Annotated in this window: 11 protein-coding genes; 4 read left to right on the forward strand and 7 right to left on the reverse strand. The window is 53.2% G+C overall.

Annotated features, from left to right (window positions below):
* Positions 1–124: 124 nt before the first annotated feature.
* The 4 genes from rlmD to M3223_RS18055 all read right to left on the reverse strand — a co-directional run bounded on the left by rlmD (position 125) and on the right by M3223_RS18055 (position 4,221).
* Entirely contained in the window at positions 125–1,645 is a 1,521-nt protein-coding gene (rlmD, locus tag M3223_RS18040) for a 23S rRNA (uracil(1939)-C(5))-methyltransferase RlmD (RefSeq protein ID WP_353057714.1), read from the reverse strand.
* A 343-nt stretch (positions 1,646–1,988) separates the two neighbouring features.
* Complete coding sequence (locus M3223_RS18045) at positions 1,989–2,906, reverse strand: diacylglycerol kinase (protein WP_435368027.1); 918 nt, start codon at positions 2,904–2,906, stop codon at positions 1,989–1,991.
* Between the two features lie 2 nt (positions 2,907–2,908).
* Complete coding sequence (locus M3223_RS18050) at positions 2,909–3,931, reverse strand: sirohydrochlorin chelatase (protein WP_251564115.1); 1,023 nt, start codon at positions 3,929–3,931, stop codon at positions 2,909–2,911.
* Entirely contained in the window at positions 3,931–4,221 is a 291-nt protein-coding gene (locus M3223_RS18055; protein ID WP_251564117.1) for a YerC/YecD family TrpR-related protein, read from the reverse strand. The genes M3223_RS18050 and M3223_RS18055 overlap by 1 nt, the downstream gene beginning before the upstream one ends.
* A 425-nt stretch (positions 4,222–4,646) precedes the next feature.
* Here M3223_RS18055 and M3223_RS18060 point away from each other — a divergent pair, with 425 nt between their 5' ends.
* The gene (locus M3223_RS18060; protein ID WP_251564119.1) at positions 4,647–5,321 is read left to right on the forward strand and encodes a hypothetical protein; all 675 of its coding nucleotides are present in this window, start codon (positions 4,647–4,649) and stop codon (positions 5,319–5,321) included.
* Positions 5,322–5,711: 390 nt separating this feature from the next.
* On the opposite strand, the gene M3223_RS18065 is transcribed toward M3223_RS18060, so the two are convergent.
* The 3 genes from M3223_RS18065 to M3223_RS18075 all read right to left on the reverse strand — a co-directional run bounded on the left by M3223_RS18065 (position 5,712) and on the right by M3223_RS18075 (position 8,705).
* On the reverse strand, positions 5,712–6,713 hold the full coding sequence (locus M3223_RS18065; RefSeq protein WP_251564121.1) for an inorganic phosphate transporter: 1,002 nt from the start codon (positions 6,711–6,713) through the stop codon (positions 5,712–5,714).
* 23 nt (positions 6,714–6,736) lie between these two features.
* The gene (locus tag M3223_RS18070; protein WP_251564123.1) at positions 6,737–7,345 is read right to left on the reverse strand and encodes a DUF47 domain-containing protein; all 609 of its coding nucleotides are present in this window, start codon (positions 7,343–7,345) and stop codon (positions 6,737–6,739) included.
* A 277-nt stretch (positions 7,346–7,622) separates the two neighbouring features.
* Positions 7,623–8,705 carry a DUF3048 domain-containing protein gene (locus M3223_RS18075; protein ID WP_251564126.1) on the reverse strand — a complete coding sequence of 361 codons (1,083 nt, stop codon included), beginning with the start codon at positions 8,703–8,705 and terminating at the stop codon, positions 7,623–7,625.
* A gap of 186 nt (positions 8,706–8,891) precedes the next feature.
* On the opposite strand from M3223_RS18075, the gene M3223_RS18080 reads away from it, so the two are divergent.
* From M3223_RS18080 to M3223_RS18090, 3 genes are read left to right on the forward strand one after another with little or no spacing between them, the layout of a single operon-like run.
* The gene (locus M3223_RS18080) at positions 8,892–9,995 is read left to right on the forward strand and encodes a GerAB/ArcD/ProY family transporter (RefSeq protein WP_251564128.1); all 1,104 of its coding nucleotides are present in this window, start codon (positions 8,892–8,894) and stop codon (positions 9,993–9,995) included.
* Positions 9,992–11,581 carry a spore germination protein gene (locus M3223_RS18085; RefSeq protein WP_251564130.1) on the forward strand — a complete coding sequence of 530 codons (1,590 nt, stop codon included), beginning with the start codon at positions 9,992–9,994 and terminating at the stop codon, positions 11,579–11,581. Before M3223_RS18080 ends, M3223_RS18085 begins: the two co-directional genes overlap by 4 nt.
* Positions 11,578–12,729, forward strand: coding sequence for a Ger(x)C family spore germination C-terminal domain-containing protein (locus M3223_RS18090; RefSeq protein WP_251564132.1), 1,152 nt, complete (start codon positions 11,578–11,580; stop codon positions 12,727–12,729). Before M3223_RS18085 ends, M3223_RS18090 begins: the two co-directional genes overlap by 4 nt.
* The last annotated feature ends 6 nt before the right edge of the window (positions 12,730–12,735 follow it).

Genomic DNA, 12,735 nt, shown 5'->3' on the forward strand with positions numbered 1-12,735 from the left:
TCTTTTCGGCTCAACTTTTACATCACTTTTACATCAATGCCATTTTCCAGCCACTGTATCACAACTTTTAATGTGCTGTATCATATCGAAAAAACCAATCAGGACAAGGGGTCTCCATCTCTGTTTAATCCTTAACCAACAAAGCCACCGATTCCACATGCACCGTATGCGGAAACATATCCACCGGCTGCACCTCCACCGTCCGGTAGCCCCCTGCTTCCAGCACTTGCAGATCCCGCGCTAGTGTGGCCGGGTTACAGGATACGTAAACCACTCTCTCCGGCTGCATTTTCAAAATCGTATCTAGCAGCTGCTCATCGCAGCCTTTGCGCGGCGGGTCAACTACGATGACATCCGGCTTCACGCCTTCCGAACGCCAGCGAGGAATGACAACCTCGGCCGGCCCAGCCTCAAACGAGGCATTCGCGATGCCGTTCAGCTCGGCATTGCGCTTCGCGTCCTCGATCGCCTCCGGCACAATCTCGACCCCATACACCTGCCCCGCATGGCGGGCCAGGAACAGCGATATCGTCCCGATGCCGCAATAAGCGTCGATGACATTCTCCTTGCCGGTAAAACCGGCATAGTCAACTGCCGACCGATACAGCCGCAGCGTCTGCGCCGGATTCACCTGATAGAATGACCTCGCCGAAATGGCAAAACGAATCCCGTCCAGCTCGTCATAAATGACGTCGCTCCCCCAAAGAGTACGGGTCTCATCGCCAAAAATGACGTTCGTCTGCCGCTTGTTGATGTTCTGCACGATGCTCTTCACCTGCGGCAACGCCTCGCGAATGCCCGTGATCCAATCTTCCACGCGCGGAATGCGCGGGCCGTTTGTGACGAGGACAATCATCATCTCGCCGGTGACAAATCCGGTCCGCACGACAACATGGCGCAGAATGCCTCGCCCGCTCGCTTCGTCATAAGCGGTAATGCCAACGTTTCGGCCGATACGCTTCACCTGACGAACCGCTTCGTCGTTGTTTTCGTGCTGGATGAGGCAAGCGTCCATATCGACAATGCGGTGCGAGCCGCGCGCGTAAAAGCCGCCGATCAGGCTCCCGGCTGCGCGATTGTCCAGGTCAGCCATTGCCATGCCAATCGGCACCTGCGCCTTATTGCGGTACCGCCAAGGCTCGTCCATTCCGATCGTCGGATGGACGACGATACCTCCTGCACTTGGCTTGGACTCGTGAGACAGCTCGGGGCTGTCCGCCTCCCCACTATCTTCGCTGACTAATTGCGACGCTCCAACTACTCCATCTCCATTGCCCGCACCAATCTTGCCATCCCGCACCTCCAGCTTGCCAATGCGCTGCAGCGTATCAATAACATGCTGGCGTTTCCAGACGAGCTGCGCCTCATAGCTCATATGCTGAAGCTGGCAGCCCCCGCACTGCTTGTAAATGGGGCAAGGAGCATCGACACGATCCGGGCTCGGCTCCAGCAGCTCCAGCTGTTTGGCGTAGCCATAGGTCTTTTTGACCTTGAGCACCTTGGCCTTCACGCGCTCGCCGGGAAGCGCGCCCTGCACAAACAAGGTGAAGCCGTCGTAGCGGCCCACCCCTTCGCCTTCGTGCGTCAGCCCGGTAATATCGAGGGTGACGGTATCATTTTTGTTGACGGGCAATGCTTGTTTCATTGTGGTCATCCGTTCTCTATGAGTAGTGAAGGCCCGCAGGGAAGCTCGCTCCAAGGCAAGTTCCGGCAGGCCGTTAAGGTTAAACGTAAATGGAAGCTGTTCAATCTGCCACCTTCACTAAGTATATCAAAATCGGGCACGCACCGGTTACAAGAACCTCGTGCAAGAATTGTGCAGGTTAAATTTAAAGGGTATTAAAGATTAATTTTGTTGTTCAAGCCCGTAGAAGCGAACGCTTGTAAGACGTCGGATTCCCACCGTTACAGCGGTTAGTTCAAGGAAATCTGAGGTCAAGAGCGATCGGAGGGCCGACCTTTGGCGCAGCGGCGGCGACAGCAAAGAATTAGTAATGAGCCTTCCCTTCCTGGTCCACAAAAATATTCAAATGCGAAGGCAGCACCGTGAACGTACACGGCAGCGTGCCCCCGTACTCACCGTCCAGGTTCAGCTGCGCGTAATCCGGCGTTGTGACCGTCAGGCGGTTCGTTTTGAAATGCACGATATGCGGATCGTTAAAATGCTCCCCGCGCAGCGCCAGCGTAACGATGCGAATGAACTCCGCAAGATTGCACTTCTTGAGCACGAGTACCTCGAACATGCCATCATCAAGACTCGCCGCCGGGGCCAGCTTCTCGAAGCCCCCCACGGAATTGCTGTTGCAGATCAGGAACAGCATGATCTCCTCGTGGATGTCCTCAATGCCATCCCCCTGGATGAGCAGCTCCATCGGGCGCAGCCGGGTCATTTTTTCCATACCCTTCATATAGTAGGCGAGCTGCCCGATCATCGTCTTGAGCTTGCTCGGCACCTCGTACGTCAGCTCGGTCAAGGAGCCGCCGCCCGCGATGTTGACGAAGTATTTTTTGCCGGCGCGGCCAACGTCGATTGGACGGGCGTACTGCCGCGTTATCAGCTCGCAGGCATATTCAAGATTGCGGGGAATGCCGAGCGCCCTGGCAAAATCATTGGTCGTTCCGACCGGCAATATACCCAGCGGAGGCCGGTTCGGCTTTTCGCCAAGGCCGTTGATGACCTCGTAGAGCGTGCCGTCGCCGCCGGCCGCGATAATCATATCGAAGCCGCGGTCGGCCGCCTCGGCAGCGGCAATCGACGCATCGCCCTCGCCCGAGGTCGCATGCGTGCTCGTCTCGATACCCCCGCGCTCCAGCAACGAAAGAATTTCACCCAGCCGCCTCCGCATTTCCTCGCGACCGGAGGTCGGATTGTAAATGAGGCGGGCCCGCTTGTATCCGCTATTCATGCTCATCCTCCTGATCTGTCCAGCCACTGCTTCGCCTGCCGCGCGATCCAGCGCGCAACGGCCTCGTCCGGGAGCATCGCCCGGTTCACATATTCATAGTCTACCTCTCCGAGCCTTCCCGGAATCACGGTTGATGTGAAATATCCTTGACTAAGGAACACCGGCACCACGATAATCCGCTCCTCCGGACGCTCACGCTGCAGCTCTCCCAGCTTGGCAGCCGCCTGATCGGGCAGCAGCATCGCATAGTCCGCTCTAGCGAAGCCGCCTCCGAGCCGCAGCCGCTCCGCCATCCTGCCAAGCCCCTCCTGCCAGCGCTCGTGGAACACCGGCTCGACGGAGCCGTGACCAATCAGCAGCAGCGCTTCACCGGCGGGATGGAGGGACTGCTCCAGCACCTGCCGCAGCAGCAGCTCTGCTATTTCTGGCTCGTCGTCGATGGGCTTTCCGGGATGAATACAAGCTTCTTCGATATAAAATGCTTCGAGCTCGCCCTCCCTTTCTCCGACTGGAGGCTGGCCGAACGCTTGCATGATGTCGTCTACATGAGTGCTGCCCGAGGACACAAACAGCGGCAGCACGTAAATATCGGTCACTCCCAGCGCCAGCAGCTCGTCGATCCCATCCTGGATAAGCCGCCCAGTCACTAGCTCCAGGAACGACGAAATGACCGGCACAGGGCCGGTCAAATTCGATATCATTGCAGTTGCCTTGCCTACAGCCTCGTCCACGAGACTCACCCACTGCGGATCTCTGGAGCCGTGGCTGATCACCAGAATGCCGGAAACGGACTCGCCGCCGACGGACTCTTTGTTGCTTTCCTGCTCATTGTATAATGTATGCGAAATACTGCCGGAAGCATGCTCAAAACTCGACTCGCATAACGAGCGGTTAGAGCTAGGTTCAATCGTATGCACAACTTCAACAGCAACCTCATCCGAATCCCTGTTGCGATCCGGCTTGTCCGCTGCCTTCCGTGCCTTTCCGTGTCCGGGCTCAACCCGGCTGCGGCCCTGCGGCATCATTAGCGGTTCAAACGGTCCAGCGTCATTTTGTATCCGTCGTTGCCGTAGTTCAGGCAGCGTTTGACGCGGGAAATGGTCGCCGTGCTAGCGCCCGTCTCGGCCTCAATCTGGTTGTACGTGCTGCCCTTGCCGAGCATGCGCGCAACCTCCAGACGCTGGGACAGCGACTGCACCTCGTTGACTGTGCACAGATCATCAAAGAAAATATAACATTCTTCCACGCTCTTAAGCGTGAGAATTGCTTCAAATAATTGGTCGATTGCTTTATCATTCAGCTTCTTAAGCTGCATCAACAGTTCACCCCTGTACAAGAATCCTACACTCCATTTTATAGCGATGCGCTAGAGAAAACAACTATCACCGTGTTCACGCTTTACAGAACGAACGAAATCTGCAAGCGCTGCCGCAAAATACCGCCCTCTAGTGCAGGACGCGTTTTGCATAAACGGGGATAAATAAGGCCCTTTTCCTATCTTCGCGGGACTGGCTGCGATCCGCGATTCGAGTCCAACCGCCCCTATACAACTGCATGGGATCAAGCGGCAGATGCAAACTCAAGCTGGCAAGCGCCCTGCCCACTCAGGTCTGTGCCAGTCCCCATTTCATATATTCGCCAAAACCGGGCAAACGCCCAACCAAAACCCGGAGGAAAACATACACTGAACTATACGCGGACTCCACAATCCGCAATTAACGCAAGGATGTGAGAATCCCAATGAATCCGAACTCTCCTCCCTCTTCCCAATATCCGAACGTGCAAAACGGGCAGGAGCCGATGCGCAATACACCAAAACTTCCCGGGCAGAGCAATGTCTTCCCCGGACAAGGCAATGCTTTTTCAGGGCAAGGCTTCCCAGGCCATGGCAACGTCTTCCCCGGAATCGGCGACAGCTTTCCCTTTAATAATCCGCCCGCGCCGACCCACTTCAATCCGCCGTCCGGCTTTGTAAACAGTCCTGCGCCTCCATCTATCGGGCCTCTGGCTACCTTGGAAAAGGCAACGTCCGATTCCGGCAAAAAAAGCAGCAGTAGCAGCAGCTTGTTCTCGCTGGAGAAGCTGGGCGAGCTGAAAGGTCTTGTTGACCGCGTCGGCGGCCTGGACGGTATTCTCGGCACGATGACCAAAGCCCAGAAACTTATCGGCACCGTCCAGCAGATGGCTCCGCTGGTTAAGCTGATGATGGGCTCCTTTGGCAAAAAGGATGATTCCAAGCTCGTTGACCTCGACGAGGAGGAATGGACCCCGTCTAAGAAAAAGCGGAAAAAGAGACGGCCTTCCGGATCCGGCGGCGGAGGATACTCCAAGGCAGGCGGACCCCGCAAACGCAAGCCAGCGGGCAAAGGCAAACCAGGCGCCAAACGCCGCCGCAAGCGGCGCTTTGATGAATAACGGGCCGCTGCGGCGCTGAGCCGTGGCGGCTCGGAAGACTTTGGAGCCTAAAAGTGCAAGCTTCTGCTGCAGCTTCGGAATATGCCGTTCACCTTGAGCGCAGCCTGTTTCCGCAGCAAACTCCGAAGCTCTGTGCATTTTATGCGCAGACTGCTCCTGCTGCAGCGGTTTACAGCGAACGATGAACCTGCACACAGGGGGTGGCAAAACGTTTGCATAACAGGCCGCGTCAGCTCTCATCCACGCCCCTACACCGTCCGTACGGCGGTGTACATATCCACAAATTCGCCTCTGGCGCCATCCAAATGCCAAAAGCCCGCGAAGCCGATTATCGGCGCCAGCGGGCTTTATTCTGCGATGTAGAGTCATGGAGTGAACCGGCTAGTTGTTTTACAGCCATACCCACTTGATGAACTGGAAGATCAGCGCAGCAAGCAGCATGGAAATCGGAATCGTGATGATCCAGGACATAACGATCCGTCCTGCTACGCCCCACTTAACGGCGGAGAAGCGTTTCGCGCTGCCTACGCCAAGAATGGAGGACGTAATGACATGCGTTGTGCTGACCGGGAAGTGAATCATCGTCGCCGTAAGAATGACGGATGCGGCTCCAAGGTCGGCGGCAAAACCGTTGACCGGCTCGATTTTGAAAATCTTCGTGCCCATCGTTTTGATGATCTTCCAGCCGCCGACGGACGTGCCGAGCGCCATCGCGGTCGCTGCAGACAGCTTGACCCACAGCGGAACGTCCAGCGTATCCTGCAGACCTGCGGATACGAGCGCAAACGTGATGATACCCATTGCCTTTTGCGCATCGTTCGTGCCGTGCGTGAACGCCTGGAACGCAGCGGTCAGAATCTGGCCGGTACGAAAGCCTTTGTTGATCTGATGCGGATTCGCCCTAGCGAATACCTTCTTCAAAATCCACATGAGCGTAAAGCCGATCGCAAACGCGATGAACGGCGAGAAAATCAGCGCTTTGATAATATCGGTAAAGCCGCTCGCATTGATCGCGCCGAAACCGGCCGCAGAAATAACCGCGCCGGACAGACCGCCAATCAAAGCATGCGAGGAGGACGACGGAATGCCGAACCACCATGTAACCAGGTTCCAGATAATAGCGCCAAGCAGCGCAGCGATAACTATTTCTTCGCCGTTCTGCAGGGTGGCCGGATTGGCCACGCTTCCGCCGATCGTCTTGGCGACGCCGGTGAAGCTGAGCGCGCCGATAAAGTTCATAACCGACGCCAAAATGATAGCGGTACGCGGCTTCAGCGCCCGGGTGGAAACTGAAGTGGCAATGGCGTTGGCTGTATCGTGAAACCCGTTGATAAAGTCAAACGCCAGAGCAAAGAATACCACTATCGCCATAACTATAAATACTGTATCCATAAGGGTTAAGTAGTCTCCTATCCTTAGCTGTTGCGCATAATGATAGTTTCAAGCGTGTTGGCAACATCCTCGAAATGATCAGTCGTCTGTTCAAGCATTTCGTAAATCTCTTTGCGCTTGATCAGCTCAATTGGATCCTTCTCGTTGGCAAACAGCGCCTTGATGCCTACGCGCAGCAAATCGTCCGCTTGGTTCTCCAGCTCGTTGATGGCGATGTTAGGCTCGCGAATCGCCAGCAGCTTCTTCTGGGACAGCAGATAGATGGCGTTTTTCACCTGATGGGAGCAGCGAACGAGGTTGTCCGCGAACAAGCGGATATACTCGTCCTTATCCATTACCTGGTACATCTCAAAACGGGAAGCGCATGCCTCGATTTCATCTACAACATCGTCCAGCGCTGTCGTCAGAGCCATGATGTCCTCGCGCTCAATCGGCGTAATGAACGTTTTGTTAAGCTCGATGATGATCGTATGGGTATAGCGGTCGCACTGGCTTTCGTATTCCTTCATTGCCTTGGCGAACTCGCCGACATTCGACAAGTCATCCACACCTCGGGCAAAATATTCCACGCTCTCGACAATCGTATCCGCCATTTCTTCCAGCGTTTTGAAGAAAATATTCTTCTTAGCCATGTTCGTCCCCTTTGCTTTCAGGAAAATTGATGTAGTGCCGGCCTTTTAGGCCCAACTTATCTTATCACAGTTCATCCGTCTGTTGTAAAGGAAATGTAAAGACAAACGGCTTCTTTTGCAAAAAATGTCGCCATCCCTTCGACACAAATTCGCCTCATTACCGGTATACCGTTCAGTCTTTCCCTGTCGAATCCAATTATGTAAATTTTCATTAAGACAAACAATAAAAAGAAGGCCCGCGCTTCCGCTAAGCCTTCCTTGTTTGCCTCTTAAGGCGTTACGCCCCGCTCCCGTAATGCAGCCGCTCCGCGATTCCAGGCTTCTCAGGGATAATCAGAATTTGAGTCTGACCGGGATAAAACGGAGCTTCCGCCGCTCCTTCGTAAAATCGGATCGGTTCGCCGACAGCGCTGCGGCGCCACTCGACCTCCCGCCCCTTGCCCCGCTGGAACAGCTTCGCTTTGCCGCTGCCGGACAAATCGACGGAGCGCCGGCCGACATTGTCCAGCACTTTATGCGGGGCTTCCATGACAATAACGTTTGCCGCCGCTAACTGCTTGCCGTCGTTCAAATCCGTATGAGGCTCGCCGTTGATAGACCTTAAGTACCGCTCCTGCCCCGCATCGTATCGATAGGATACCTGGTACGATTGAAGCAGGAAAGTGACATCGAGCTTATCCGCAGGCTGGCCGGCGGGCTCGGCGGAATCAAGAGAGACGAAAGAGTAGGAGCTCGGCTCACCCTGCAGCGCCGTTTCAAAGCCCTTCTTTCCGGCTCCCGCCGCCAATTTTTCCGCGTTTGTGTAAAGGTTGTGAGGAGCCTTGCGGGATTTATCCCGCCAAAAATACGACCCCGCATTCGAAATTTCGTCCATATGGTCCAGCTTCTCGCGGGACAGCTGCGCATACCCGTCCGGGCTGCCTCCCGCATGAATCAGAATGGCGTCCAGGCTTTTGCCGAGATCGATGAAATACGGCCGGATGCTGCGCACCGGACCGATCGCACCCTCAGGCGGCTTGCTTTGGAATACGGCCAGAATCCGCGTCACTTCCCCTTCCGCCAGCACCTCATAAAACAGATCGGCAGAACCAAGCCCCGACTGCGGGCGGGCCTTGGAATGGTTATTGATCATAACCAGATAGGGTCTAGCTACGACCGGCCCCTGCACGGCTTCACCGGTCAGCGGCGCCGTGAAGGCAGGTGCGGCGGACGGAGCAGGCGAAACAGTTGGCGCAGCTGAAGGCGATGAGGTCGCAGGCGGCAGATTCGTCGTCACCGGCGCGTCCGCGGCCTTGCTGCAAGCAGCAAGCAGCACGGCGGCCAGCGTTAATGCGGTTAAGCTTTTTCCGTATTTTTTCACTCATTCTCACCCCATCTCATCATAGACCAGCAGCCAGCTTATGGAAACTGTTTTGCCGGAATTCTCCGTTCCACCAGCCACTCCTTAATCCTTCCTGCGGGGGATAATAATACCAAATTCAGTTCATACTACCTCAAGCCGAATTATCATTGACTGATTTGAACATGGGAAAGGAGGTAAGGCGACTTGAAGCCCACTTCTACAATCGGCGTATGGGTATGTATCCTGATGATATTGCTAGGAAACAGCGGCGTTGCCAACGTGCTCTTGCCTCCATATATACTTTCACAGGCAAAAAACGATTCCTGGGTTTCCGTGCTTGTTGCATTGCCCTTTGCTCTAATCTGGTCTCTTGCCCTCTGGTACATCCTGCGCAAGCTGAACGGTGCTCCGATTGCCGAATGGCTTAGCAAGCAATTCGGCCCATTCCTGTCGTGGCTCATCCGGCTTCCGGTTATTTTGCTGCTGTTTATGCAAGCCACTTCGAGTTCTTGGGAGACTGGGCATGTTGCCGCAAAAAATTATATGAGTAATACGCCGGTTTGGATTATCATCTTTGTCACCATTATGTTGTGCATGTGGACCGCTCACTCCGGCCTCCGCTCTATAGCATTCACATCCGTAATACTGTTTCCAGTCGCCTCATTAATCGATGTGATGCTGCTTGGAGTGACCTACACCTATCAGGACTTCCGCCTGTTATTTCCCGTACTCGAGAACGGCTTTCAGCCTGCTCTAAAAGGAGCGTATCTTGCGGCAGGAGGCATGATTAATATCTGGTTGCTGCTTTGGGTGCAGCAGGAGGTACGCGGCGCTTTTAAATGGTGGCAGCCTTTGGGAATCGTGCTATATATGGCATGGTTGGAGCTAATTCCGATCGTTCTTGGGCTAACCATACTCGGAGAGGAGCAGGTAAGTCATCTGCGCGGACCGTTGCTCGAAGTGTGGAGAGTCGCTTCCCTTGGAAACACAATTGAGCATATTGATTTATTTGCAATCGTGCAGCGGACTGCGGGAAATTTCACCCGGCTGTCTCTTCAACTATATTTAATCTCCAATATCGCAGGCTTTAAAAAGCCGCTTCACAGAGCTTATTTTCTGTTCGCCATTTCGCTTGGCATAGGTATTACTTCCAGCATTCCAGTTTCGGACAGGATGCTTACCAGCTATCTTATCAACGTTCAATACCCTTTTATACTTATCCTTGTGCCGCTCTTGACGATTGCGTTCGCGTTTATGGTGAAGCGAAAACCGCCTAACCCAAGCTTGAAGGAGGCAACAGAATCTTGACATCCAACACAACTCCCGAGCCCGTCGAGGCTGACCAAACGGCTTTCCCCAGTCCAAAAGATCTGGAAGAGTGGTTCATCAAAAGCGATGATGTCGCAGTTATAAAAATCGTGCCTAAAGAAGAAAAATATTCCAACGCCGGAGCCGCTGAAAAAAACAAGGAGCAAACCGAGGTTTCAAAAGAAAAAGCAGCCACGGAAACGCCCGCCGAATTGGAGCTGATCCTGATTTTTTGCAGCACGATGACCGATTCTTTTCAGCTGCAGAAAGTCATTATACCCCAAGCAACCTCCGGAATCCCCTTGCGTCCTACCGGCGGCGCAATTGGCAGCCGGCCAAGCTATATGGGCGCTTGGCAGAAGCTGGAGCTCCCCAAGAACGGCAGCCCTTCCAACTCTATGGCCTGGCGGGATTATATAACCCGGCTTATTTTTGAGGGAAATGCAGTTCTTCTATGTATGGAAATGCAAATGGCTTGGTCGATCTCCTCCGGCATCGTCCCTGGACGCGATCCTTCCGAAACCGGAACGGAGGTTTCCGTACGCGGGCCAAGAGACGGCTTTGTCGAGCAGCTTCATACAAATACCGCTTTGATCCGCTACCGGATGCGCTGTCCCGGATTGCACTGCGAAGAAATCGTACTCGGCACCCACTCCGCCACGAAGGCGTCATTAATGTATGAATCTACGATTGCAAACCCGGATTTAATTGAACGGATTCGCAAAAGGCTGCTGAGCATTGACGCCGAAGATGTCAATTCCACCCGCCATCTGCAGGACCTGCTGACTGGAAAGCCCTGGTCCTTGTTTCCAAGGAGCACATACACAGGCAGGCCCGACTTTGCCGTGCAGTGCCTCAACAACGGCAGAGCTATCGTACTGCTTGACGGCAGTCCCACGGCTATCGTAGCCCCGATTAATCTCTTTCTGCTGATGAAATCAGCGGAGGATGCTCAGCAAAATTACTTGTTTGTTAACTTTTCCCGTTTTCTACGCTATTTAAGCCTGCTTCTCTCTTGTTTTTTGCCTGGTCTATACGTAGCTTTATGCGTCTACCATGTGGATCAGATTCCTTACAATCTTTTGGCTACAGTTATTAACTCCCGGCAAGGACTGCCGTTAAGCATCGTACAGGAAATGTTTCTGGTCTTGCTTTTAATTGAAATATTCCGCGAGGCGGGAGCGCGCTTGCCGGGCGCAATCGGCCAAACGCTGACGGTTGTCGGGGGGCTCGTCATAGGCGATGCCGCCATTAGGGCCGGACTTATTTCACCGACGATGATCGTCATCGCGGCGATGACGTTTGTTTGCGGATCGACATTGGTGAACCAAAGCCTTACGGGAGCAACGACGCTGATTCGGTTTTATATCTTTTTCATCTCGGCACAGTTAGGCATTATCGGTTTTCTGCTGGCGATGATTAGTGTGGTTGTGCATTTAACCAGAATCGACTCATTCGGCGTGCCTTATTTGGCTCCGGTCGCTCCGCTGCAATTCAAAGATTTGCTTTCCAGCTTGTTTATCAAACCGTTTTCAAAGCGGGCCAACAAACCGACTGCCATGAAAACCCGGGAGGCGCCAAAATGAAACGCTGCCTTTGTTTCTATACTTGTCTTGCGGCGGGGTTGTTGCTGCTTCTAGCAGCAGCGGGATGTGACTCCAATGAAGTGAATCGGGTTTACGTGAAAACATTAGGCTTGGATTTTAAAGACGGGAAATACGTCATGTTTGTCCAGGTTCTTAATTTCAACAATGAGGCTAAAAACGAATCAAGCCCCAAATCAGCCGGATATAAGCCTTGGACGGGCAATAGCAGCAGCCGAAGTTTCATCGAGTCCGCAAATGCAATCTTGGCCACTTCACAGCGGGAGTTAGACTTTTCTCATGTAACAGCTCTAGTAATATCGGAGAACTTTCTACCGAGGCTTAAGACAGAGGATCTGACAGAACTTCTAGACAAGTTCCCCGAAATCCGTCTCAATATTTGGACGTATGCCACAGCAGCTCCGATGGATCAAGTTTTTTCAACGGAGACGCTGTTTAACTTTATGGATACCAACTCGGTCTTGCATTCCCCTGAAGAATATTACAAACAGCTGTCCGGTATCGAACCAGTTCAATTATTTAAACTATTAAGAGAGGATTTTCATCCGGCCTTTTCGGAATATCTTCCTCAGCTGGGCACAAATAACTCCATTTGGGAATCGGACTTCAAGTCCAAAAATACTCTTAGCGTTACCGGAGCGTATTTTCTACACAACAACAATTACAAAGGGAAAATGAGCCTGAAACAGCTGCAGGGCTGGCATTGGATGAATCCTAGGATGAAACGCTGGACAGTAAGTATTTACAAGGATGGGGAAGAGCTCGGCGCAATTACGTACAAAAAATCAAAACCGGCCGTTCAGCTCCGTTTCAACGAAAACGGCGAGCCGATTTATAATATTGATGTCAAGCTTTACGGCTTCCTTGCCCTTCGTAAATCTCGCTCACCTCTATCGGAAGTGGAACAAGCGGCAGAAGATATGATTACTAAACAAATCAGGGAAGCTTATACAACCGGCATAAAACGAGAAATAGACATATTCCAATTGAATGAATTGTTTTACCGCAAGCATTATAAACATTGGAAACAAATGACCTCAAACGGATCTGAGTTTATATTGACAGAGAATTCGCTGGACAAAATCAAGGTTAAAATTAAAATCATAGTACCGGGAAGATATAAACACTGAGGGCTG

The sequence above is a fragment of the Paenibacillus pasadenensis genome (assembly GCF_023715725.1).
Taxonomy (GTDB): domain Bacteria; phylum Bacillota; class Bacilli; order Paenibacillales; family Paenibacillaceae; genus Paenibacillus_O; species Paenibacillus_O pasadenensis_A.

Coding starts and splice junctions, on each gene's coding strand:
- M3223_RS18050 (WP_251564115.1), bottom strand. CDS start 3,931: ATGATGCCGCAGGGCCGCAGCCGGGTTGAGCCCGGACACGGAAAGGCA.
- M3223_RS18065 (WP_251564121.1), bottom strand. CDS start 6,713: ATGGATACAGTATTTATAGTTATGGCGATAGTGGTATTCTTTGCTCTG.
- M3223_RS18090 (WP_251564132.1), top strand. CDS start 11,578: ATGAAACGCTGCCTTTGTTTCTATACTTGTCTTGCGGCGGGGTTGTTG.
- M3223_RS18055 (WP_251564117.1), bottom strand. CDS start 4,221: ATGCAGCTTAAGAAGCTGAATGATAAAGCAATCGACCAATTATTTGAA.
- M3223_RS18045 (WP_435368027.1), bottom strand. CDS start 2,906: ATGAATAGCGGATACAAGCGGGCCCGCCTCATTTACAATCCGACCTCC.
- M3223_RS18070 (WP_251564123.1), bottom strand. CDS start 7,345: ATGGCTAAGAAGAATATTTTCTTCAAAACGCTGGAAGAAATGGCGGAT.
- rlmD (WP_353057714.1), bottom strand. CDS start 1,645: ATGAAACAAGCATTGCCCGTCAACAAAAATGATACCGTCACCCTCGAT.
- M3223_RS18060 (WP_251564119.1), top strand. CDS start 4,647: ATGAATCCGAACTCTCCTCCCTCTTCCCAATATCCGAACGTGCAAAAC.